This is a genomic window from Kitasatospora sp. NPDC057500 (assembly GCF_042802195.1).
Classification (GTDB): Bacteria; Actinomycetota; Actinomycetes; order Streptomycetales; family Streptomycetaceae; genus Kitasatospora.
Map to the genome: position 1 here is coordinate 45,975 of NZ_JBHVER010000021.1, position 21,423 is coordinate 67,397.

A 21,423-nucleotide genomic window follows, 5' to 3' on the forward strand; every position below is an offset into this window, starting at 1 on the left:
GTCGGGAATCGCGAACTTCATGACCGAGTGGCGGGAGAACCGGGGCCACGTCAAGCGCTCCCGCCGAACCGGCGAGCCATGGCCGGAGACGGGCGTGGCGGAGTTCATCGCGGCGGTCGAGGCTTCGGGATTCTTCGAGTCGGTGGACGTGGTGCCGGTCCAGCCACCGCGGCTCTTCGATCTCCACCTGGAAGCCTCGGAGGACTACTTCATCCTCATGCTGGTGGACGGCCACGACTCCTGCCGGATCATGTTCGACAGCTATGTCTTCGACTGGGTGCCGACATGCCTCGCGCTCGAATTCATTCAGACCGTCATGACCGGCGAGGTCGAGGTGACCCTGTCGGGCCGTCATGTGCTGCTGGGCGTCCCGCTGGCCGGGGAGGGGACCTGGCGGGATTCCCGGATCTTCCGGGGCGAGTTCGAGCCCTGGGAGGCCCGGGCGATGGCCCGGGGCCGGTCACCGGAAGCGTGACGGGCGAAGCCGCACGGAGCTTGACCTCAAGCGCGGTTGAGGTTGGAGGCTGGAGCCCATGACTGCCATCGTCGCCGGCCTCCGGCCGGACGCACTGCCCGACCCCGCCCGTCCGGACGCGGGCCTCGTCCTGGCATCCCTGTGGCGCACCGGGGGGCTCGAACAACAGCACAAGGTCATGTCCGGCGTCATGGACGCCTGGGAGCAGGCCCGGTTGCCGGCCGCGTACCTTGCGCGGCACTGTCTGGCGGGGTCCGACGGCCGGACCATCCTCAACTTTGCCCAATGGACAAGTCCCGGAGCGCACCGGGCCTTCGCCGCCGACCCTCGCAACCAGCAGACCCTGGGCAGCGCCGTCCAGTCGCTGTACTCGGCCGATCCGCCAGGCCGTTACGTGCCGTACCGCTTCGCGGGACGGCGCGATGGAGCCGCCCGCTACTTCACCGCAACGTGGCACGACACCGAGGACGACGGGACGGCCCGGTCGCTCGCCGATGAGTTGATCGAGCGTGCCCCCACCGCCCCGGTGGCGGAGTATTTCTACATCGACGAGGCCGGGCGGCAGCTCCTCGTGCTCGCCGGGTTCCAGGACGAACCCGGCGGAACCGGCCCCTGGTTCCGCCCGTTCCGCGGGCTGGTGCGGTCGGCACACTAGGCGACCGGCTGGCGGAGTGGGAAGTCGGCCGGTCCGACTTCCCACTCCGTTGTGGAGCACGGTGGTGCACGCCCGGCGCGCGGAGGTGAGCGCGAGGTGCGATTCGAACCCGTGCCCCGGTACGCGCCCGGCTCCGCGACAGTGATCGGCGTGGATGGAAGTGCCTCCGGTTCAAGGGAGTTGAGTGTTGGTGCGATCGCTTGCGGCCCGGCGGGACGGCGACCGGCGATGGAGCGCGGCCCGCAAGCGTCGAGAAGGATTTCGGACTCTGTGAGAAGCGGCCGTTTTCCCGGCCTACGCTGACGGTGCATCCGGCGGGCACGGTGCGTGCCGGAGCATGTGCGGACAGTGTGACCGGAGAACAGGGGAGGCCGAAGTGGATGAGGTTCAGGGCGGCGGCGAGAGTAGCGACGTGGCGCGTCCGCAGCTGGACGAGGACCTGTCGGGGCTGTCGGACTTCCTGCGGGCGATCGGTCGGCAGATCAAGCTGCTGCGCGAGCGGGCGGGGCTGACGCAGAAGGAGTTCGCCAAGGAGGTTGGCTACACCGAGAGCCTGATCGGGGCGGTGGAGCAGGGAAAGCGGACGCCGCAGCGGGAGTTGTTGGAGGCGTCCGAGCGGGTGCTGGACGCGGGAGGGCTGCTGCTCGTCATCGCGCAGGACATCGAGCAGGCGAAGGCCCGGGCGCGCGTGCGGCACCCCGAGTGGTTCCGGAGCTACGCCAGCCTGGAGGCTTCGGCCCTCGAACACCACGACTGGAGTGCCTACCTGGCGCCGGGACTGCTCCAAACGGAGGACTACGCCCGGGCTGTGTTCCGAATGCGGCAGCCGTTGCTGGCGGAGGAGACGGTCGAGATCCGCGTGGCGGCTCGGATGGCGCGACAGGAAATCCTCACTCGGTGGCCCCACGCGGTGTTCAGCTGGGTGATCGACGAAGGTGTTCTGAACCGGCGGATCGGCGGGCCGGAGGTGCACAGGAGGCAGCTCGAACGGTTCCTGGAGATCGGGGACACCCGTGGTATGACGCTTCAGGTCATGCCGATGGACCGAGTCGAGAACGCGGGTATGGACGGCTCGTTCATCCTGATCACGCCCAAGGGGCGCCCGCAGACCGGCTACATGGAAGTCCAGACGAACGGTAGGCTCATCACGGATGCGGAGGAGGTTCGTCTCCTGAACGTGCGGTACGGCACCCTCAGGGCGCAGGCGCACTCTCCGCAGGAGTCCCTGTCCTTGATCGAGAAGATGCTGGGAGAGCGATGAACAGCGATCTGGTGTGGTTCAAGAGCAGCTACAGCGGCGGCGAGGGCGGCGCTTGCGTCGAGGTCGCCGATGCTACCGAGTTCGTCATGGTGCGTGATTCCAAGGACAAGTCCGGTCCCCAGCTCGCTTTCTCGGCGGTGGCGTGGCAGTCCTTCATCGAGTTCGCGCAGTCGGTCTGATGAGCGACAGTCCGGTGTGGTTCAAGAGTAGCTACAGCGGAAACGAGGGCGGAGACTGCATCGAGGTCGCCGAGACTGTGGAGTCGGTGTTGGTGCGTGACTCCAAGGACAAGTCTGGTCCCCGGCTCTCCTTCTCCCCGGCCGCTTGGCAGTCCTTCGTCGAGTTCGCGCAGGCGGCTCGATGAGTGGCGATCTGGTGTGGTTCAAGAGCAGCTACAGCAGCAACGAAGGCGGCGACTGCGTCGAGGTCGCCGCGACTGCGGAGTCGGTGCTGGTCCGTGATTCCAAGGACAAGTCTGGCCCCCGGCTCGCGTTCTCGTCGGCTGCTTGGCAGTCGTTCGTTGAGTTCGCGCGGTCCGTCTGATGAGCAGCGATCTGGTGTGGTTCAAGAGCAGCTATAGCGGCGGCGAGGGTGGCGACTGCGTCGAGGTTGCCGAGGCGGCCGGGTTGGTCTTGGTGCGTGACTCCAAGGACAAGTCTGGCCCCCAGCTCGCCTTTTCCCTGGCTGCCTGGCGGTCCTTCGTCGATTTCGCGCAGTCGGTCTGACGGTGCGTGCGGCCGTCCGCCGGTCGGCGGACGGCCGCTCTGCCGCTCGGGTCTGGTCGAAGCCGGCCCGCTGGTCAGGTCTTGCTGATGGAGAAGACGTAGCTGGTGCCGACGCAGACGTTGCTGTTGGACGAGCCGGTGACGACCCACCCCGCCGGGCGGGGCGAGTAGGAGCACACCACGGCGGACGTCTTGTTGGTGATGTTCTCGATGGTGTACTCGACACCGCTTCCGGCGCAGGTCGTGCTGCTGCGCGCGCTCGTGACGACCCATCCGGTGGGGATCGGGGAGAAGGAGCACGGCCAGGCGGTGGTCAGACCGGCGGTGTTCCTGATGGTGTAGTCGACGCCGCTTCCGGCACAGGTGCGGCTGCCGCTGTACGAGGCCGTGACGACCCATCCGGTCGGGATGGGCGAGAAGGAGCACACACTGAGCGGGGTGGTCAGGCCGGCGGTGTTCTTGATGGTGTAGTCGACGCCGCTTCCCGCGCACTTGATGCTGCCGCTGTACGAGCCGGTGACGGCCCACCCCGCCGGGATGGGCGAGAAGGAGCACACGTCGAAGTACGTCTGCCCGCTCGAATCGCTGATGGAGTACTCGACGCGGGTGCTGGGACAGTTGCGGCTGCCGGACGAGTGCGTGATGACCCACCCGGTCGGGACGGGCTCGTTGGAGCAGATGGTCCTGCTGGCGGTGACCTGCTGCGGAGCCGCCTGTGCCTGCGCCGTTGCGCCGGTCATCATTCCCAGGAGCAGCAGCGCGAACGCCACCAGATGCGGTATGCGGTTGCGTAAGGTCTTCAAAATCGGCCTCAGATCTTCTCGACAGCTCCACAGCTTGCGCTGATTCGGGTGAGATCGTGTCAGATCTGTTTCTGTGCGACCAGAGTGCCTCCTGCGCCCGGCGCCCGAGATCGACGGCAGGAAGGCGACGGCCTGCACCACGCGGACGCTGTTGGTTGATTCGGGGTGAAGTGCTGCGAAGTGGCTGGTGCGGGCGCGGGTGGTGGGGGGTGTGGATCGGTTCGAGCATCGCGCTGTTCGGGACGGTGGCGGCCAACTGCTCCCGCCAAGGCTGGAGCAGGAAGTCGGCCCGTCCGACTTCCTATTCTTGGAGGCAGGGACGGAACCGGGCACGGGTTCCGGCGGCTCCTTGCCTCGCGGACGCTGTTGGCGAATTCGGGGTCGTGATCATTTTGCCCCGCCGAGCTAGTGCTCGGCGGGGCGAAGTGCTGCGAAGTGGGTGGTGCGGGTGCGGGCTCGGGGCGTCTCGGTGAGGTGGGCGTCGATGCGGGCTAGGTTGATCGCGGCGGCGGTGAGCTGGTGCTGGAGGCTGGTCTTCGCGAAGCCTTGGTACCGGGATCTGCGCAGGCCGCAGCGCTGGATGCCCTGGGAGAAGGTTCCCTCGACCCCGGCGCGGATCTTGTAGCGCTCTTTCCAGTCGTCGGTCTGCTGGAGTTCTCGGGCCTGGCGGATGGCCTGGTGTTCGTCGTGGTGGCGAAAGGTCAGCTCCCGGCGTACCGCCTTCGGGGAGCTGACGCAGTCCCGCAGGTGCGGACAGGGCCGACAGTCGGCGGGCGAGAACTGCACCCGGATGACGGGAGTGCCGCGGTGGGACAGTGCCTGGCGCCACTGGCCGGTGGTGCGGCCTCCCGGGCAGGTGACCTGCTGGTGGTCCCGGTCGATGGCGAAGGATTCCTGGCCGAAGGCCTTGCTCTCGCCGGTGGCCTGGGCGGTGGTGTCGGCCCGGATCGGACCGTGCAGCTCGACGCCGTGTTCACGCCGGGCGGCCACGATCTGGGCGGCGGTGGGACAGCCGGCGTCGACCCAGTGCTCGCCCGGTAGGCAGTCCCGTTCGGCGAGGCCGGCGTGGATCGGCTCGACCATCACGCTGTCGGGGACGGTGGCCAGGGTGGTGACGGCGTTCGTGACCAGGTTAGGGACGTCGGTCTCGCAGGTTTCGGTGACGTGGACCTTGTAACCGTCCCAGAGGGTGTCACGCTTCACGCTGCCGCGCGCCTCGGGGTCATAGGGCGTGACCAGGCGTGTCGCGCCCGGCGGCCGGTCTTTTGGGTCCCGCCGCCTCACCTCGCCCTCGACAAGGTGGAACTGCTGGACCCACACCTGCCGCAGAATCTCCACCGGCCCCAAGTCCCGCAGTTCCTGCGGCACTTGGGGCGAGAGAATCGCCTCAAGCAGTCGCATGCCGTCGGCGCCGATCCGCAACCCCGTCTCATCCCGCTTCGCGCGGGACTTCGGGAATCGGGACTCCTCGGCCCGGGTCGCGTAGTGCCGGAACCACTCCGGGTCGGCGACCTCCACCAGCCGGCCGGGGTCGGCCCGGGCGAGCGCGTTCAACGCGGACCGCAGCGTCTCGGCCACCATCTCCAGCCAGCTCAGTTCACGGGCCGCCGACAGCACATGGGTGGAGTCGGCCCGGGCCCGGCCCGTCGTTCTCAGCAGCCCCTTGGCCCGGGCCGCGTCCAGGATGCCGTCCAGCACCCGCCGCCCGGCATCCGCTTCGACCAGCCGGTCCCTGAACTCCGACAGCACCGAGAAGTCGAAGCCGGGATCGCCGAGTTCCAGACCGAGGGCGTACTTGAAGTCGATCCTCGCCCGCACCGCCTCCGCGGCCTGCCGGTCCGTCAGCCCCTCGACGAACTGCAGCACCAGCACCAGCGCCAGCGCCGGCCGGCCCGGCGACCACGCCGGCTTACCCCGCACCGGGAACAGATCCGCGAACCGCTCGTCCGTGAACAGAACCCCCAGCTCGTCCCGGATCCGAATCGCCAGGCTGCCCTTCGGGAACGCCGCTCGCGCCACCCTGACCGTCTCCGCCGGAACCTCGCCCGGCCCACCCGAACGCATCGACACCAAACCACCCCGCAAGGACCAACGCCGGTCTCCGAGACAAGTCTCGGAGGCCGGCGTCACTCACCGCAGCCGATCACTCACATTCGCCAACAGCGTCCCTCGCGCAAGGGGCCGCCGGAGGAAGCGGGTGTCAGCGAGCCCCGCCGTTGACGTACAGGGTCTGGCCGCTGACGTAGGAGGCGTCCTCGCTCGCCAGGAAGGCGACGACCGAGGCGATCTCCTCCGGCTGGCCGACCCGGCGCAGTGGGGTGCGGGCGGCCACCTCGGTCTGGTGGTCCTCGGCCGTGGCGCCGACGCGGGCGGCCGTGGCGGCGGTCATCGCGGTGGCGATGTAGCCGGGGGCGACCGCGTTCACGTTGATGTTGAACGGGCCGAGTTCGATGGCGAGCGTGGCCGTCAGGCCCTGGATGCCGGCCTTGGCGGCGGCGTAGTTGGCCTGGCCCCGGTTGCCGAGGGCCGAGCGCGAGCTGAGTGAGACGATCTTGCCCCACTTCTGCGCGACCATGTACTTCTGCGCCACGTGGCTGCAGTTGTAAGCGCTGGTCAGGTTGACCGTCAGCACGGCGTCCCAGTCGGCCTTGGGCATCTTGAAGAACAGGTTGTCCCGGGTGATCCCGGCGTTGTTGACCAGGATGTGCAGGCCGCCCAGGTCCTCGACGATCTGGGCGAACACCGTCTCCACGGCGTCGTAGTCGGCCACGTCGCAGCCGTACGCCCGGGCGGTGCCGCCCTTGGCGGTGATCTCCTCGGCCGTCCCGGCGGCCCGCTCGGCCGTGAGGTCGACCACGGCCACCGCCGCGCCCTCCTCGGCCAGCCGGCGCGCGGTCGCCGCGCCGATGCCCTGCGCGCCGCCGGTGACGACGGCGACCTTGCCTGCGAAACGAGTCATGGTGCTGCTCCTCCGGTGGAAGTCCGGCTGACAGCTGACAGAATCTGTTATCTGAAATCTGTCAGCTGTTATCTGATATCTGTCAGTTGTCAGTTGTCAGCCCTCAGGCGGACTCCACCAGCACCGCCGTGCCCTGCCCGACGCCCACGCACATGGTGGCCAGGCCGCGGCGACCGCCGGTGCGGCGCATTCGGTGCAGCAGGGTGGTGAGGATCCGGGCGCCGGAGCCGCCGAGCGGGTGGCCGAGGGCGATCGCACCGCCGGCGGGGTTGACCAACTCCGGATCGATCCCCAACTCATCGACAGAGGCCAGTGCTTGAGCGGCGAATGCCTCGTTCAGCTCGGCCTCCTCGACGTCCTCCAGCGCCCAGCCGGCCCGGGTGAGCGCCTTGCGGGTGGCCGGCACCGGCCCGATGCCCATCACGTCCGGGTGCACGCCCGCCGAGGCGCCGGCCACGTAGCGGCCGAGCGGCTCCAGGCCGAACTCGCGCAGCGCCTCCTCGCTGACCAGTACCAGCCCGGCCGCGCCGTCGTTCATCGGCGAGGCGTTGCCCGCCGTCACCGTGCCGCCGGGGCGGAAGGCGGGCTTGAGGCGGGCCAGCTTCTCCAGGCTGGTGTCCTCGCGGATCGACTCGTCCGCCCCGACGCTCACCCCGTCGGCCCGCTCGACCGGGATCAGCTCGGCGTCGAAGTGCCCGTCCTTGCGGGCGGTGGCGGCCCGCTGGTGGCTGCGCAGCGCGAAGGCGTCCTGCCGCTCCCGGGTGACCCCGTACCGGGCGGCCACCTCCTCGGCGGTCTCGCCCATCGAGAGCACGCCGTGCAGTTCGGCCATCCGGGGGTGGGTGAGCCGCCAGCCGAGCCGGGTGTCGTAGGTCTCGATCCGGTGCGGCAGCGCCTCGTCGGGGCGGGGGAGGACGAAGGGGGCGCGCGTCATCGACTCGCAGCCGCCGGCCACCACGACGTCCGCCTCGCCGGAGCCGATCGCCCGGGCGGCCATGGTGACCGCCTCCAGGCCGGAGGCGCAGAGCCGGTTGACGGTGGCACCGGGGACGCTGTCGGGCAGCCCGGCGAGCAGGACGGCCATCCGGGCGGCGTTGCGGTTGTCCTCGCCGGCCTGGTTGGCGGCGCCCCAGTAGACGTCGTCGATCCGGGCCGGGTCGAGGGCGGGCAGGTCGGCGAGCAGGGCGCGCAGCACGGTGGCCGAGAGGTCGTCCGGGCGGACCGTGGCGAGGGCTCCGCGCAGCCGGCCGATGGGTGTGCGGCGGGCGGCGGCGAAGTAGACAGGACGCACGACGTCGGGCTCCTTGTCGGGAGAGGGGGGACGGTGGGTCAGAAGGCGTTGACGCCGGTGAGCGCACGCCCGATGAGCAGCTGGTGGATCTGGCTGGTGCCCTCGTAGAGGGTCATCACCCGCGCGTCGCGCAGGTACTTGCCGACGGGGTACTCGTCGATGAAGCCGTAGCCGCCGAACACCTGGAGGGCGTTGTTGGCGGCCCGCACCGCCGCCTCGCTCGCGAACAGCTTGGCGACGGAGGACTCGGTGGCGAACGGCAGGCCGCGTTCGATGTGGTCGGCGACCTTCCAGGTGAGCAGCCGGGCGGCCTCGACGTCCACGGCGATGCCGGCGAGCAGTTGCTGGACCAGCTGGTGCGAGGCGATCGGCTTGCCGAACTGTTCGCGCTCCCCGGCGTAGCGGACGGCGGCGTCCAGGCAGGCGCGGGCGATGCCGACGCAGCCGGCTGCGACCGACATCCGGCCCTTGGCGAGTGCCGCCATGGCGACCGTGAAGCCCTTGCCGACCTCGCCGAGCCGGGCGGTGTCGGGCACCCGGACGGCGTCGAGGGCGAGTTCGGCGGTGGCCTGGCCGCGCAGGCCGAGCTTGCCGTGGATCTCGGTGCGGGTGAAGCCGGGCAGGTCGGTGGGGACCAGGAAGGCGGTGACGCCCCGGTGGCCGGGCTCGCCGGTGCGGGCGAAGACGAGTGCGACGTCGGCCCAGGTGCCGTTGGTGATGAAGGTCTTGCCGCCGCTGAGCAGCCAGTGGTCGCCGTCGCGCACGGCCCGGGTGGTGAGGTTGGCGGCGTCGGATCCGGTGCCCGGTTCGGTGAGGGCGAAGCAGCCGAGCGCCTCGCCGGAGGTGAGCCGGGGCAGCCAGTGCCGCTTCTGCTCCTCGGTGCCGAAGGCGTTGACGGACTTGGCGACCAGGCCGAGCGAGACCGAGACGATGCCGCGCACGGCGGAGTCGCCGCGGCCCAGTTCCTCCAGGACCAGGCAGTAGGCGAGGTGGTCGCCGCCGCTGCCGCCGTACTCCTCGGGGACGGTCAGGCCGAGTAAGCCGAGCTCGCCGAGCCTGCCGACGATCGCGCGGTCGACGGACTCGGCGCGGTCCCAGGCGGCGGCGTGCGGCACGATCTCGCGGTCGGTGAAGGAGGCCGCGAGTGCGCGGACGGCGGCCTGTTCCTCGGAGAGTTCCAGGTCCATCGGGGCGCCCCCAGTTAAACTAGCGCTGCAAGTTTTACGAGGGGACTGTAGCCCCGGCCGGCCGCGCTGGGAAGGGGCACCTGCCAGAATCGGTCCCCACCCCCACCCGACCGGAGGAGCCGCGCCCGATGCCCCGCCCGCGCACCCCCCTGCTCAACCGCGAGCGCATCGTCGCCGCCGCGCTGCGACTGGTCGACGACGAGGGGCTGGCCGCGCTCTCCACCCGCCGCCTGGCCGCCGAGCTGTCGGTCAGCGGGCCGTCCCTCTACAACCACTTCGCCACCAAGGACGAGCTGCTGGACGCGGTGGTGGACGGCGTGATGGGCGAGGTCGACCTGTCGATGTTCGACCCCGGGACGCCGTCGCCGTCGCCGTCGCCGTCACCGACGCCCTGGCCGCAGGCGCTGCGCGACTGGGCCCGCTCCTACCGCGCCGCGCTCGCCGCCCATCCGAACATCGTCCCGGTGCTCGCCCAGGGCCCCGGACGGCGGCCGAACGCGCTGCGGCTGGCCGACGCCGTCTTCGGCCACCTGGTCGAGGCCGGCTGGCCGCGCGGGCAGGCGACCAGGATCGGCGCGCTGATGCGCTACTTCGTCACCGGCTCGGCGCTGGCCTCCTTCGCGGCCGGCTTCCCGGAGGACGCCGGGGTGTACGACGCGGCCGACTACCCGCACCTCGGCGAGGCGCACCTGCTGGCCGAGCACCGGGCGGCGGTCGACGAGGGCGCCTTCGAGACCGGTCTCGACGCCCTGCTCGACGGGCTGGTGCTGCGCTTCGAGAGGCTGGAGCAGCGCGGTCACCAGGGCTCGCGGGCCACGAACGCCGGGCGCAGCGCGGGGTCCACCGGGTCGTAGTACCGGTGGTAGACGGGGGTCAGCCCGCCCGAGACCGGCGGCACGATCCAGCTCCAGTCGGCGGGCGTCGGCCGGCCGGCCCGCTGCTCCTGCGCGATGTGCCGCAGGAACCGCTCGGACTCGGTGTGGTGGTCGGCCATGGTCACCCCGGCCTCCTGGAAGGAGTGCAGCACCGCGACGTTCAGCTCCACCAGCGCCCGGTCCCGCCAGAGCGTGCGCTCGCTGGAGGTGTCCAGTCCGAGCCGACCGGCGACGGTGGCCAGCATGTCGTAGCGGTCGGCGTCGGCCAGGTTGCGGGCGCCGATCTCGGTGCCCATGTACCAGCCGTTGAACGGCGCGGTGGGGTAGCGCACGCCGCCGATCTCCAACGTCATGTCGCTGATCGCCGGGACGGCGTACCAGCGCAGGCCCAGCTCGGCGAACCACGGGTGGCCGGGGTGGGAGAGCGGGACCTCCAGCGTGGTGTCCTCGGGCAGCTCGTACCAGTACGGCCGCTCGCCGGGCCGTTCCTGGATCAGCAGCGGCAGTACCTCGAAGCGTTCCTCGCCGCCCTTCCAGCCGAGGTCGCGGGCCCGGGCGGCGAGCTGTCCGCCGGCCGGGTCGCCGATCCACCGGCCGTCGGGGCCGGGGCGGCCGGCGTAGCGGACGAGTTGCTGGTTGAGGATCCGGGCGGCCGGACGGCCGGGCCGGTCGGGGGCGAACACCGAGATCACCGGGCGGATCCGGCCGCCGTTGGTGGCGGTGCGCAGGTGCTCGAAGCACTCGGTGGCGATGTCGTCGGCGGAGGAGAGGTGGCGCAGGTCGCGCACCACCAGGCTGCGCCAGTACAGCCGGCCGATGCAGCGGGCGGCGTTGCGCCAGGCGAGCCTGGCGCCGTGGGCGAGTTCGTCGGGGGTGTGCTGGTAGCCGCCGGTGCGGTCGATCTCGTCGAGGACGGCGCGGATCCGGGCGTCGGGGTCGCCGGCGGCGGGCTGCTCGGCGTGGAAGCGCCGGATGAAGTCGGCGGCCTGCCGGGGGTCGGTGAAGTGCTGCCGTGGATCGGCGGGCGGGCCGGCGGCGGGTTCGGGCGGGTCCTCCGGGACGAGGTGGCCGTGGACGTGGGCGTGCGAGTAGGGGCAGGCGGTGGCGGGCCGGCGCGTGCCGCGCTCACCGCTCCGGTTGCCGCTGCGGGTGCGAAGCCGGTCGAAGATCAAGGACATCCCTCCTGCCGGAAAGGGATACCGGAGGTGTGCGCGCCACCGCAGGGAGTGAACGATTCGGCCCCGCCCCCGGCGCTTTGGCGCTAGGGTGCGGGGCCGGCGAAGGCTCAGCCGGCGGGCCTCAGCCCATGTCCTCCAGGCGGACGCCCTTGGTCTCCTTGAGGAAGCGCGCCACGAAGACGATGGACAGCGCCGCGAACACCGCGTACGCGAGGTAGGTGGCGGAGAGGTTCCAGCGCGAGAGGGCCGGGAAGGAGACGGTGATCGCCCAGTTGGCGATCCACTGCGCGGAGGCGGCCAGCGAGAGCGCGGCGGCGCGGATCCGGTTGGGGAACATCTCGCCGAGCATCACCCAGACCACCACGCCCCAGGAGAGCGCGAAGAACAGCACGAAGGCGTTGGCGGCGATCAGCGCCACGGTGCCCTGGAGGTCGGGCAGGACGACGTCGTCGCCGCTGCCGGTGGCGGAGGAGAACGCCCAGGCGCAGGCGCCCAGCGCGACGGCCATGCCGGACGAGCCGATCAGCGCGAGCGGCTTGCGGCCGATCCGGTCGACCAGCAGGATCGCGATCACGGTGCCGAGGATGTTGATGACCGAGCCGATGAAGCTGATCAGCAGCGAGTTGGACTGGTCGATGCCCACCGACTGCCAGAGGATCGACGAGTAGTAGAAGATCACATTGATGCCGACCAGCTGCTGGAAGACCGACAGCCCGATGCCGGCCCAGACGATCGGCAGCAGGGCGAAGCGCCCGCCGAGCAGGTCGCGCAAGCGCGGACGGTGGTCGGAGTCGATCAGGCCCCGGATCTCGGCGATCCGGGCGTCGGTGTCGACGTTCGGGCCCTCGACGGCGGCCAGGACGGTGCGGGCCTCGTCCAGGCGGCCGGCGGAGACGAGGAAGCGCGGCGACTCGGGGATGGCCGAGGCGAGCACGAAGTAGACCGCGGCCGGCACCACGCAGATGCCGAGCATCCACTGCCAGGCCTCCAGGCCGAGCAGCTGGCCGCGGGTCTCGCCCCCGGCGGCGTTCGCCAGCAGCCAGTTGACCAGCTGCGAGATCGCGATGCCGAGCACGATGGCGGCCTGCTGGAAGGAGGCCAGCCGGCCGCGGTACTGGGCCGGGGCGACCTCGGCGATGTAGGTCGGTGCGATCACCGAGGCGATGCCGATGGCCGCTCCGCCGAGGACCCGCCACAGGGCGAGGTCCCAGGCGGAGAACGGCAGCATCGAGCCGATCGCGCTCACCGCGAAGAGCAGTGCGCCGGCCTTCATCACGGTGATCCGGCCGTAGCGGTCGGCGAACCGGCCGGCCAGCGCGGCGCCGACCGCCGAGCCCAGCAGCGCGGAGGAGACGATCAGGCCGGTCACGCCGTCGCCGACGCCGAACTTCTCCTGGATGCCGGAGACCGCGCCGTTGATCACGGAGCTGTCGTAGCCGAACAGGAACCCTCCGAGGGCCGCGGCGGCGCTGATGAAGACGACGAAGCCGAGCCGGCCGGACGGTGCCGGCCCGGTCCCCGCCCCCGAGGGCCCCGCGGACTGCTGGGTGACGCTCACGATCTTGACTCCTGGTACTCAACGCTGAGTGCGGTAGCCGTGATCGTAACCCCTCAATGTTCAAGTGTTGTACGCCGGATAGCGCCTCTTCCCCGTGCCTAATTAGTAAAGTGAACGATCAAATGCACCCTGGCTTGATCAGCCGGCCGGCTGGGACAGCGAGAGGCCGAACCGCCCCTCCTCGTCCGTCCACCAGGCCGCGAGCCCGAGGCCCGCCGCCGCCAGCTCCTCGGCGACCCGCTCGCGGCGGAACTTCGCCGACACCTCGGTGCGCAGCTCCTCGCCCTCGGCGAAGTGCACCGGCAGGTCCAGCGCCGGGATCTTCACGGTCTGCGTGACCAGCGAGCGCAGCCGCATCTCGATCCACTCCCGCTCGGCGTCCCAGAGCGCGACGTGCGCGAACGCCTCCGGGTCGAAGTCGGCGCCCAGCTCGCGGTTCAGCACGTTGAGCACGTTGCGGTTGAACTCCGCGGTCACCCCGGCCGCGTCGTCGTAGGCGGCGACCAGTACCGCCGGGTCCTTCACCAGGTCGGTGCCGAGCAGCAGGAAGTCGCCCGGATCGAGCGCCTCGCGCAGCCCGCGCAGGAAGCCGGCCCGCTCGGCCGGCAGCAGGTTGCCGAGGGTGCCGCCGAGGAAGGCGACCAGGCGCGGGCCGCCGGCCGGCGGCAGGTCGAGCCCGGCCGTGAAGTCGGCCAGCACGCCGTGCACCGCGAGGCCCGGGTACTCGGCGGCGAGCGCCTCGCCGGCCGACGTCAGCGCGCTCTCGCTGACGTCCACCGGCACGTACGCCTCCAGCGTGCCGAGGTCGCGCAGCGCGTCCAGCAGCAGCCGGGTCTTCTCGGAGGAGCCGGAGCCCAGCTCCACCAGGGTGCGGGCCCGGGTGGCGGCGGCGATCGCGCCGGCCCGGGCGGTGAGGATCGCCCGCTCGGCCCGGGTCGGGTAGTACTCCGGCAGCCGGGTGATCTCCTCGAACAGCTCGCTGCCCCGCGCGTCGTAGAACCACTTGGGCGGCAGCGTCTTGGGGTCGGCGGTCAGCCCGGTCTCGACGTCGTGCCGCAGGGCGGTGCTGAAGTGGTCGGCGGGCAGCAGTCGGGTGAGATCGAAGGTGCTCATGACAGGTTGGTCCTCTGTTCAGGAAGTGAAGAGATGTGAACCTGCGGTGGGCCGAAGGCCGCGCCGCGGGACGCCGCGTTCAGAGCGGCTTGACGGTCACCCCGTCCGGTCCGGCCAGCAGCAGCGACCGGTCCGGTACGACCGTCCAGCCGGGGTGGTCGTCGGAGGGCTCGGAGGCGACCAGGACGCCGAGGCCGGGCACCGTGCGGTGGTGCAGGGTGTCGCCCCAGGCGGTGGCGGCGATCTCCCGGCCGTCGGTGAGCAGCAGGTTGATCCGCCCGGTGGTGTGCGCGGCCGTCTCCGCGACGGTGCCGGCCAGCGCCTCGCCCATCCCGGCACCCGCGCGCAGCCGGTGCAGGGTGAGCGCCCACAGCAGCGCCGAGTCGGTGCGCGCGACCAGGCCGAGCAGCTCCCGCGGCGGCAGCAGTGCGGCCAGCGCACCGGTGCGCTCCGGCCAGCCGGCCAGCGCCCCGTTGTGGCTGAACAGCCAGCGCCCGGCGGCGAACGGCGCGGCGGCCTCCTCGCCCGCCGCGCAGCCCTCGGTGGCCGAGCGGACCGCCGCCAGCAGCGCCCGGGTGCGCAGGACCCGGGCGAGGTCGGCGAACGAGGCGTCGGCCCAGACCGGCCCGGCCCGCCGGTAGCGGGCCGGCACCTCGTCGCCGTCCGCGTACCAGCCGAGGCCGAAGCCGTCCGCGTTGACCGTGCCGTACTGCTGCAGGCGCGGCGCCCAGGACTGCCGGTAGAGCCCGAACGGGGGCTCCACCAGCAGCGTCCGGGGCGCCACCGGCTCGCCCAGGTAGGCGAGGTGGCGGCACATCAGCCGGCCCCCGCCCCGGACCCGGACCCGCCGTCGACGTCGGCGGCGGTGCGGAACCCGGCGAAGATCTGCCGGCGCACCGGGTAGTCCCAGTTGCGGAAGGTACCCCGGCAGGCGACCGGCGCCACCGCGAAGCAGCCGCCGCGCAGCACCTTGTACTCGGGGCCGAAGAACACCTCCGAGTACTCCCGGTACGGCCAGGCCCGGAAGCCCGGGTAGGGCTGGAGGTCGCTGGCCGTCCACTCCCACACGTCGCCCATCAACTGCCGTACCCCGTACGGGGACTGGCCCTCGGGGTAGCTGCCGGCCGGGGCCGGGCGCAGATGCCGCTGGCCCAGGTTGGCGTGCTGGGGGCCGGGCGCGCCGTCGCCCCACGGGTAGCGCCTGGAGCGGCCGGTGGCCGGGTCGTGCCGGGCGGCCTTCTCCCACTCGGCCTCGGTCGGCAGCCGGCGCCCGGCCCAGCGGGCGTAGGCGTCCGCCTCGTACCAGCTGACGTGCAGGACCGGCTCGTCCAGCGGCACGGGCTCCAGCACGCCGAACCGCCGGCGCAGCCACTGGCCGTCCTCGCGGTGCCAGAAGAGCGGCGCGCTCAGTCCGGCGCCGCGCCGGTGCGCCCAGCCCTCGGGCGTCCACCAGTGCGGCTCGTCGTAGCCGCCGTCGGCGATGAAGCGCAGGTAGGCGCCGTTGGTGACCGGGGTGGTGTCCAGCCGGAAGGCGGGCAGGTCGACCCGGTGGGCGGGGCGCTCGTTGTCCAGCGCCCACGGCTCGGTGTCGGTGCCCATGGTGAACGGGCCGGCCGGTATCAGCACCTCGGCGGGCAGCGCGGCGGCGTCCGCCGGGGCGGGCGGCGGCGGGGGAGCGGCCAGCGCCGGCTCGCCCTTGCGCAGCTGGTGGGTGATCAGCATCGTCTCGTCGTGCTGCTGCTCGTGCTGGGCGATCATGCCGAAGGCGAACCCGGCGGCCAGCAGCGGCGGGCCCTCCAGCGGGCTGGCGGCGAGCAGGTCGAGCACCCGGCCGCGGACCTCGCCCGCGTACGCCCGGGCCGCGGCGGGCGGCAGCAGCGGCAGGCTCGGCCGCTCGGCGCGCGGGTGCTCGAAGGCGTCGTAGAGCGGGTCGATCTCCGGGTGCATCGGATCGCGGCCGCCGATGTTGCGCAGCAGCCAGAGCTCCTCCTGGTTGCCGATGTGCGCGAGGTCCCAGACCAGCGGGGACATCAGCGGGGAGTGCTGGGTGGTGAGGTCGTGGTCCTCGACGCAGTCGGTGAGCGCGGCGGTGCGGGCGCGGGCGGCCAGCAGCTCGACGGCGATCGTCTCGCGCAGCGCCTCCGGCGTCAGAACCTCCGGGGTGGCGTCCGGCGGGGGAGTGGCCCCGGCCTGGCGGGCGTCGTCGATCATGGTGCGGCCTCCTCCGGGGGAGTGCGTCGGGCGCCGGCGCGCAGGGCGTCCAGCTGGTCGTCGGCCGGGCAGCGGCCGCGCGCGGGGTAGCGCTCGGCGAAGGCGGCGACGGAGGCGCGCAGCCGCTCGGCGCCGGGGAGGCGGCCCAGCGCGGCGTCGGCGGCGGCGAAGCAGGCGAGGGCGGCGCGGCGCAGTGCGGGGTCGGCCGTGGCCAGGGCGGCGGCCCGGCGCCAGACGTCGCTGCGCGGCGGGCGGGCGCTCTCCCCGGGCGGTTGCAGCGGCTCCAGGGCGGCGAGCGCGGCGTCCGCGGCGAGCGGGTCGTCCAGCAGCGCGGTGACCAGGGCGGTCGGCACGATCCAGCCGTCGCCCGGCTGGGCGTCGATCATCCGCAGTTCGAGGTGGCCGTGCGGGCGCACCGGCGGGAACAGCGTGCTGCGGTGGTAGTCGAGGTCGGCCAGGGTGGGCGGACGCTCGCCGCCGCCGCGCAGCCAGTCGCCGAAGGTCAGTCCGGCCGGGGCGGTCCACGGCAGGCCGTCGTGGCGGCGCACGCAGAGCAGCTCTGCGTCCAGCACGTAGTCGGCCCAGGACTCGCGGGGGTCGCCGTGGTCGGGCGCGGGTGCGAGCGTGCGGGTGGGGTCCATCCGGGACCAGACGGTCTGCCGGGTGGACCGGTGCCCGGTGGGGCGGCCGTCCAGCAGCGGGGAGTTGGCGAAGGCGGCGACCAGCACCGGGCCCAGCCGGTGGGCGAGCAGCCAGCGGCGGTCCAGGGCCTGCGGGCCGTCCTCGGCGCCGGCGTCCAGGCAGACCTGGAGCGAGGCGGTGCCGGTCATCATGATCTTTCCCCAGGGGCCCGCGGCGTCGAAGTGGCGCTCCATCGCGAGGTAGCGGGGGTGGTCCAGGACCATCGCGCGGGGGCGGGCCAGCGGGTCGGTTCCGGTGCCGGTGAGGCGCAGGCCCTGGGCGGCGAAGGCGGCCCGCAGGGCTCCGAGGTCGCGCCGGGTGTCGGCGACGCAGCCGGTGAGACTGTCGGCGGGCGGGGAGCTGAGCTCGACCTGACCGCCGGGTTCGAGGGTGAGGCGGGATCCGGAGGGGAGCGAGGTCCCGTCGGGGCCGCCGAGCGGTAGTGCGTCCAGTGCGGCGTGCAGCCGTTCCGGGGGGACCGGACGGTCGGGACATCGGTCGTCGTGGACGAACCACTCGACCTCGACGCCGACCAGCCGGGGCGGTCCGATCTTGAAGCAGACGCCCGCCATGTGGCTGCGCGCGGCCGATTCGGTGAGCGGGCTCACCGCGCCGGCGTGCGGTTCCCCGCTCTGCCGGTCGGTCGGGTTGGGCGGTCGAAGCGGTATCACCGGACTCACCATCCTCGGGGCACTGGAATGCGGCCCGGACTACCTTGCCCAGTCTGCCCCGGACCATGCGGCGGCGCCGCACAAACATCTGGTGAAGGCCAGTCGTCGCAGGCCGGGGCGGTGCGGACGGGTGAACCCGGAGAACGGACGACGGGTTCCGGCCGCCGGGCGCACCGATCCGGCCGCCGTGCGTGCGGCCCGGGCCGCCTGGTCGCGTCCGTCTGACGCGTCCGCCGGGTCGCGCCCGCCGGGCCGGGGAGGGGCCGGGGCCGGGCCGGGGAGGGGCAGTCAGTCCCGCCGGCCCAGGTACGCCGCCAGGCCGCGCCGCCCGCGCCGCATCATCACCGCGTGGTTGGCCCGGAAGAGCGGCCGGGCGGGCAGCGCCAGGCGCCGCAGCAGCGGCTTGGCCGGGCGGGTGTCCTCCTCGAACAGCGCCAGCGCACCGCCTTCGCCGTCCCCCGTCACCGTCCAGCGGGACCAGCCGGTGAGGTCCCCGTGCATGGCCGCCTCCAGCACCCCGGCCGCGGGGTCGCGCCGGACGGCGGTGAGCCCGATGACCAGCCGGTAGGGCAGCAGCGCGCGCACCAGCACCTCGCCGCGGTCCGGCCCCTCCTCCCGGACGCCGCGGATCTCCGGCCACCAGCGCGGGTAGCCGGCCACGTCGGCGAGCGCCTCGAACACCTCCCGCGGCGGCGCGGCCAGCCGCCACACCCCGTGGAACCGGTAGTGGTTGGGGTCCACGGGACGCACTGTAGCGGCGGGGGCCGGGACGCCCTGCGCGCCACCGACAGGAGGGCGGCACTCCGCTTGCATGCGTTCGACGTGCAGAGGAGGATCTTTTGTGCTTGTAGTCTCATCAGTCACAGTCGCCACACCAGGCGGCTGGTCCACCAGAACCGGAGCGAAGGAGTCCCGAGGATGCGGCGACCGAACTGGGTACCGGAGGGCACGGACCTGGACAAACCGAACGCCGCACGGGTCTACGACTACTACCTCGGGGGCTCGCACAACTTCGAGGTCGACCGGGAGATGGCCCGCAAGGCCATCGCGCTGTGGCCGGAACTGCCGCAGATCATGCGCTCCAACCGGGCCTTCCTGCGCCGCGCCGTCCAGTTCGCCGCCGAGCGCGGCATCGGCCGCTTCCTGGACATCGGCTCCGGCATCCCCACCTTCGGCGCCGTGCACGAGATCGCCCGCGCCATCCGCCCCGAGGCGCAGGTCGTCTACGTGGACCGCGACCCGGTCGCCGTCGCCCACAGCCGGCTGCTGCTGGAGGACGACCCGGGCAGCTCCGTCGTCCAGGCCGACGTCCGCGACGTCGAGGACCTGATGTCCCGCCCCGAGGTGACGGAGCTGCTCGCGGCCGGCGAGCCGGTGGCCGTCCTGCTGGTCGCCGTCATGCACTTCGTCCAGGACGCCGAGGACCCGTGGAAGCTGATCTCGGTGATCCGCGACGCCCTCCCGCCGGGCAGCGCCCTCGTCCTCTCGCACGCCTCCCTGGAGGGCCGCCCCGACCAGGCCGAGGACCACCAGCGGCTGTACCGGATGACGCCCACCCCGCTCACCATGCGCACCCACGAGCAGATCACCGCGATGTTCGAGGGCTTCGAGCTGGTCGAGCCCGGCGTCGTCTACCTGCCGCAGTGGCGCCCGGACCAGCCCGAGGCCGTCGGCGAGCACCCCGAGCGGATGACCGGCGTGGCGGGCGTGGGGTTCCGTCCGTGACGGAGGCGCCGGAACCGAGCAGCGGCGCCGAACGGTTCCACGAGGACTGGGCGCGGCTGCTCTCCGGTGACCACGGCACGGCGGTCCACCCCGGCCTGCTCGGCCGGCTGGTCTCCCGGACCGCCGGACTGCTCCACCGCGCCCAGCTCGACCACCCGTTCGAGCCGCACCTGGCCGCCGCGGCCGGGGCCGAACTGGTCGACGCCCACTTCACGGACCCCGTCGTGCTGGCCCGCGCGGTCGAACTGCTCCAGCGCCAGCCCGCCGACGACGGCCGCGGACCCGCCCTGAGCGGCGCCTTCGCGGCCGGCTGGGCGGCGGCGCTGCGCGAGCGCACCCTGCGCGAGCAGGAGGCCATCCGCACCGCCGCCGACATCGCCCGCAAGGAGGCCGAGAAGGCGCTGCGCGCCTCCGAGGCCCGCTTCCGCGCCCTGTTCGAGAGCGCCGCCATCGGCATCGGCATCGGCGACACCGACGGCAACATCCTGGCCGTCAACAGGGCCCTCCAGGAGCTCTTCGGCGCCGGCCCCGACGACATGATCGGCCGCCGGGTCGGCGACCTGGTGCACCCCGAGGACGCCGACGGCGTCTGGGACGCCTACGAGGAGCTGATCAGCGGCAAGCGCGAGTACTTCCAGTTCGACAAGCCGTACTACCGCCAGGACGGCGAGGTGGTCTGGACCCACCTGACGGTCTCGCTGATCCGTGACGACGACGGGCGCCCGGTCTACCAGGTCGCCATGCTGGAGGACGTCACCGACCGCTACCGGCTCCAGGAGCGGCTGCGCCACCAGGCCACCCACGACCCGCTCACCGGCCTGCCCAACCGGGCCGCGTTCTTCGAACGGCTGGAGAAGCTCTTCGAGGACCCGGACCCGGGCGCCCGGTTCGGCCTCTGCTACGTCGACCTCGACGGCTTCAAGGTGGTCAACGACAGCCTCGGCCACGACACCGGCGACCAGCTGCTGTGCGCCGTCGCCGCCCGGCTGAAGGCCGCGCTCACCCCGCTCGGCCACCTGGTCGCCCGGCTCGGCGGCGACGAGTTCGTCGTCCTGCTGGAGAACAGCCGCGGCGAGCAGGAGGCGGTCGCCGCCGCCAAGACCGTGCTGAAGGCGCTCGCCGGACCGGTGCTGATCGGCGACCACAAGCTGGCCGTCGGCGCCAGCGTCGGCGTCCTGGAGCGCCGGGTCTCCACCACCACCCCCGGCGCCGCCGTCCGCGCCGCCGACCTCACCCTCTACCGGGCCAAGGAGGCCGGCCGGGGCCGCTGGACGCTCTTCGACCCCAAGGAGAACGCCCGCGCCGTCTCCCGCTACGCCGTCTCGGTGCGGATGCCCGCGGCCCTGGACCGCGGCGAGTTCTTCATCGACTACCAGCCGCTCTACGCGCTCGCCGACGGCCGGCTCACCGCCGTCGAGGCGCTGGTGCGCTGGCGCCACCCGCAGCTCGGCGTGCTCGGCCCGGACGAGTTCGTCACCACCGCCGAGGAGACCGGGCTGATCATGCCGCTCGGCCGCTGGGTGCTGGAGCAGGCCTGCGGCCAGGCCGCCGACTGGATCAAGCGGTTCGGCGACGCCGCGCCCCAGCTCAACGTCAACCTGGCGGTCCGCCAGGCCCGCAGCGCCGCCCTGGTCGGCGACCTCGGCCGGATCCTCGACACCACCGGCCTCGACCCGGCCCGGCTCCAGCTGGAGATCACCGAGTCCACCGTGGTCGGCCCGGAGGACGAGGCGCTGCGCACCCTGCACGGGCTGGTCGGCCTCGGCGTCTCGCTCGCCGTGGACGACTTCGGCACCGGCTGGTCCAACCTCGCCTACCTGCGCGACCTGCCGGTCTCCGGGCTGAAGATCGCCGGCTCCTTCGTCGGCGACCTGCACGACCCGGCCAAGGACGAGGAGACCGGCTGGCGGATCGTCAGCGGCCTGGTGTCGATGGCGCACGCCCTCGGACTGACCGTCACCGCCGAGGGCGTGGAGACCGGCCGGGACGCCGAGCGGCTGCGCGTCATCGGCTGCGACTGGGCGCAGGGCTGGCACGTCGGCCGCCCGGTGCGCC

Annotated in this window: 22 protein-coding genes; 10 read left to right on the forward strand and 12 right to left on the reverse strand. The window is 72.5% G+C overall.

All coding sequences use genetic code 11. The features are described from left to right. The first annotated feature begins 19 nt into the window (after window positions 1-19). From ACFU74_RS07280 to ACFU74_RS07310, 7 genes are all read left to right on the forward strand, one after another. Window positions 20-475, forward strand: a complete 456-nt coding sequence (locus ACFU74_RS07280) for a hypothetical protein (RefSeq protein WP_380753123.1) — start codon at window positions 20-22, stop codon at window positions 473-475. 58 nt (window positions 476-533) lie between these two features. Further along, window positions 534-1,130, forward strand: a complete 597-nt coding sequence (locus ACFU74_RS07285) for a hypothetical protein (protein ID WP_380753126.1) — start codon at window positions 534-536, stop codon at window positions 1,128-1,130. Between the two features lie 376 nt (window positions 1,131-1,506). Continuing rightward, window positions 1,507-2,391 carry a Scr1 family TA system antitoxin-like transcriptional regulator gene (locus ACFU74_RS07290; RefSeq protein WP_380753129.1) on the forward strand — a complete coding sequence of 295 codons (885 nt, stop codon included), beginning with the start codon at window positions 1,507-1,509 and terminating at the stop codon, window positions 2,389-2,391. Continuing rightward, window positions 2,388-2,570, forward strand: coding sequence for a DUF397 domain-containing protein (locus ACFU74_RS07295; protein WP_380753132.1), 183 nt, complete (start codon window positions 2,388-2,390; stop codon window positions 2,568-2,570). Before ACFU74_RS07290 ends, ACFU74_RS07295 begins: the two co-directional genes overlap by 4 nt. Window positions 2,571-2,584: 14 nt before the next feature. Next, window positions 2,585-2,755: a DUF397 domain-containing protein gene (locus ACFU74_RS07300; RefSeq protein WP_380753135.1), complete on the forward strand. Its 171-nt coding sequence runs from the start codon at window positions 2,585-2,587 to the stop codon at window positions 2,753-2,755. Then, window positions 2,752-2,934, forward strand: coding sequence for a DUF397 domain-containing protein (locus ACFU74_RS07305; protein WP_380753138.1), 183 nt, complete (start codon window positions 2,752-2,754; stop codon window positions 2,932-2,934). The genes ACFU74_RS07300 and ACFU74_RS07305 overlap by 4 nt, the downstream gene beginning before the upstream one ends. Next, window positions 2,934-3,116: a DUF397 domain-containing protein gene (locus ACFU74_RS07310; RefSeq protein WP_380753141.1), complete on the forward strand. Its 183-nt coding sequence runs from the start codon at window positions 2,934-2,936 to the stop codon at window positions 3,114-3,116. The genes ACFU74_RS07305 and ACFU74_RS07310 overlap by 1 nt, the downstream gene beginning before the upstream one ends. A gap of 74 nt (window positions 3,117-3,190) precedes the next feature. Here the strand turns inward: ACFU74_RS07310 and ACFU74_RS07315 are convergent, their stop codons facing one another. The 5 genes from ACFU74_RS07315 to ACFU74_RS07335 form a co-directional block, all read right to left on the reverse strand. Further along, window positions 3,191-3,886, reverse strand: coding sequence for a hypothetical protein (locus ACFU74_RS07315; RefSeq protein WP_380753143.1), 696 nt, complete (start codon window positions 3,884-3,886; stop codon window positions 3,191-3,193). A 438-nt stretch (window positions 3,887-4,324) separates the two neighbouring features. Then, window positions 4,325-5,989 carry an IS1182 family transposase gene (locus tag ACFU74_RS07320; RefSeq protein ID WP_380753146.1) on the reverse strand — a complete coding sequence of 555 codons (1,665 nt, stop codon included), beginning with the start codon at window positions 5,987-5,989 and terminating at the stop codon, window positions 4,325-4,327. A gap of 130 nt (window positions 5,990-6,119) precedes the next feature. Next, on the reverse strand, window positions 6,120-6,878 hold the full coding sequence (gene fabG / locus ACFU74_RS07325; protein WP_380753149.1) for a 3-oxoacyl-ACP reductase FabG: 759 nt from the start codon (window positions 6,876-6,878) through the stop codon (window positions 6,120-6,122). 103 nt (window positions 6,879-6,981) lie between these two features. Next, the gene (locus ACFU74_RS07330) at window positions 6,982-8,169 is read right to left on the reverse strand and encodes a thiolase family protein (protein WP_380753152.1); all 1,188 of its coding nucleotides are present in this window, start codon (window positions 8,167-8,169) and stop codon (window positions 6,982-6,984) included. A gap of 38 nt (window positions 8,170-8,207) precedes the next feature. Continuing rightward, window positions 8,208-9,356: an acyl-CoA dehydrogenase family protein gene (locus ACFU74_RS07335; RefSeq protein ID WP_380753155.1), complete on the reverse strand. Its 1,149-nt coding sequence runs from the start codon at window positions 9,354-9,356 to the stop codon at window positions 8,208-8,210. A 128-nt stretch (window positions 9,357-9,484) separates the two neighbouring features. Here ACFU74_RS07335 and ACFU74_RS07340 point away from each other — a divergent pair, with 128 nt between their 5' ends. After that, on the forward strand, window positions 9,485-10,210 hold the full coding sequence (locus ACFU74_RS07340) for a TetR/AcrR family transcriptional regulator (protein ID WP_380753158.1): 726 nt from the start codon (window positions 9,485-9,487) through the stop codon (window positions 10,208-10,210). Here ACFU74_RS07340 and ACFU74_RS07345 read toward each other — a convergent pair. The 7 genes from ACFU74_RS07345 to ACFU74_RS07375 all read right to left on the reverse strand — a co-directional run bounded on the left by ACFU74_RS07345 (window position 10,153) and on the right by ACFU74_RS07375 (window position 18,384). Continuing rightward, complete coding sequence (locus tag ACFU74_RS07345; RefSeq protein WP_380753161.1) at window positions 10,153-11,409, reverse strand: nitric oxide synthase oxygenase; 1,257 nt, start codon at window positions 11,407-11,409, stop codon at window positions 10,153-10,155. The two genes, ACFU74_RS07340 and ACFU74_RS07345, sit on opposite strands and share 58 nt — an antisense overlap. Before the next feature lie 121 nt (window positions 11,410-11,530). Next, complete coding sequence (locus ACFU74_RS07350; RefSeq protein ID WP_380753164.1) at window positions 11,531-12,967, reverse strand: sugar porter family MFS transporter; 1,437 nt, start codon at window positions 12,965-12,967, stop codon at window positions 11,531-11,533. A gap of 138 nt (window positions 12,968-13,105) precedes the next feature. Then, window positions 13,106-14,080, reverse strand: a complete 975-nt coding sequence (egtD, locus tag ACFU74_RS07355; RefSeq protein ID WP_380753166.1) for an L-histidine N(alpha)-methyltransferase — start codon at window positions 14,078-14,080, stop codon at window positions 13,106-13,108. 79 nt (window positions 14,081-14,159) lie between these two features. Next, on the reverse strand, window positions 14,160-14,897 hold the full coding sequence (egtC, locus tag ACFU74_RS07360; protein WP_380753169.1) for an ergothioneine biosynthesis protein EgtC: 738 nt from the start codon (window positions 14,895-14,897) through the stop codon (window positions 14,160-14,162). Beyond that, window positions 14,897-16,291 (reverse strand): ergothioneine biosynthesis protein EgtB, encoded by a 1,395-nt coding sequence (egtB, locus tag ACFU74_RS07365; RefSeq protein WP_380753172.1) that lies wholly within the window; start codon window positions 16,289-16,291, stop codon window positions 14,897-14,899. The genes egtC and egtB overlap by 1 nt, the downstream gene beginning before the upstream one ends. Next, window positions 16,288-17,643, reverse strand: a complete 1,356-nt coding sequence (egtA, locus tag ACFU74_RS07370) for an ergothioneine biosynthesis glutamate--cysteine ligase EgtA (RefSeq protein ID WP_380753175.1) — start codon at window positions 17,641-17,643, stop codon at window positions 16,288-16,290. The genes egtB and egtA overlap by 4 nt, the downstream gene beginning before the upstream one ends. Window positions 17,644-17,931: 288 nt before the next feature. Further along, window positions 17,932-18,384, reverse strand: coding sequence for an SRPBCC family protein (locus ACFU74_RS07375; RefSeq protein ID WP_380753178.1), 453 nt, complete (start codon window positions 18,382-18,384; stop codon window positions 17,932-17,934). Between the two features lie 177 nt (window positions 18,385-18,561). Here ACFU74_RS07375 and ACFU74_RS07380 point away from each other — a divergent pair, with 177 nt between their 5' ends. Continuing rightward, complete coding sequence (locus ACFU74_RS07380; RefSeq protein WP_380753181.1) at window positions 18,562-19,368, forward strand: SAM-dependent methyltransferase; 807 nt, start codon at window positions 18,562-18,564, stop codon at window positions 19,366-19,368. Continuing rightward, on the forward strand, window positions 19,365-21,423 hold a 2,059-nt coding region (locus ACFU74_RS07385), incomplete at its 3' end, for a putative bifunctional diguanylate cyclase/phosphodiesterase (RefSeq protein WP_380753183.1). The genes ACFU74_RS07380 and ACFU74_RS07385, both read left to right, overlap by 4 nt.

What these genes read in the sequence shown, in the direction of transcription:
- ACFU74_RS07280 (WP_380753123.1), top strand. Translation starts at nt 20, where the DNA reads ATGACCGAGTGGCGGGAGAACCGGGGCCACGTCAAGCGCTCCCGCCGA.
- ACFU74_RS07285 (WP_380753126.1), top strand. Translation starts at nt 534, where the DNA reads ATGACTGCCATCGTCGCCGGCCTCCGGCCGGACGCACTGCCCGACCCC.
- ACFU74_RS07295 (WP_380753132.1), top strand. Translation starts at nt 2,388, where the DNA reads ATGAACAGCGATCTGGTGTGGTTCAAGAGCAGCTACAGCGGCGGCGAG.
- ACFU74_RS07305 (WP_380753138.1), top strand. Translation starts at nt 2,752, where the DNA reads ATGAGTGGCGATCTGGTGTGGTTCAAGAGCAGCTACAGCAGCAACGAA.
- ACFU74_RS07310 (WP_380753141.1), top strand. Translation starts at nt 2,934, where the DNA reads ATGAGCAGCGATCTGGTGTGGTTCAAGAGCAGCTATAGCGGCGGCGAG.
- fabG (WP_380753149.1), bottom strand. Translation starts at nt 6,878, where the DNA reads ATGACTCGTTTCGCAGGCAAGGTCGCCGTCGTCACCGGCGGCGCGCAG.
- ACFU74_RS07335 (WP_380753155.1), bottom strand. Translation starts at nt 9,356, where the DNA reads ATGGACCTGGAACTCTCCGAGGAACAGGCCGCCGTCCGCGCACTCGCG.
- ACFU74_RS07340 (WP_380753158.1), top strand. Translation starts at nt 9,485, where the DNA reads ATGCCCCGCCCGCGCACCCCCCTGCTCAACCGCGAGCGCATCGTCGCC.
- ACFU74_RS07345 (WP_380753161.1), bottom strand. Translation starts at nt 11,409, where the DNA reads ATGTCCTTGATCTTCGACCGGCTTCGCACCCGCAGCGGCAACCGGAGC.
- egtD (WP_380753166.1), bottom strand. Translation starts at nt 14,080, where the DNA reads ATGAGCACCTTCGATCTCACCCGACTGCTGCCCGCCGACCACTTCAGC.
- egtC (WP_380753169.1), bottom strand. Translation starts at nt 14,897, where the DNA reads ATGTGCCGCCACCTCGCCTACCTGGGCGAGCCGGTGGCGCCCCGGACG.
- egtB (WP_380753172.1), bottom strand. Translation starts at nt 16,291, where the DNA reads ATGATCGACGACGCCCGCCAGGCCGGGGCCACTCCCCCGCCGGACGCC.
- ACFU74_RS07380 (WP_380753181.1), top strand. Translation starts at nt 18,562, where the DNA reads ATGCGGCGACCGAACTGGGTACCGGAGGGCACGGACCTGGACAAACCG.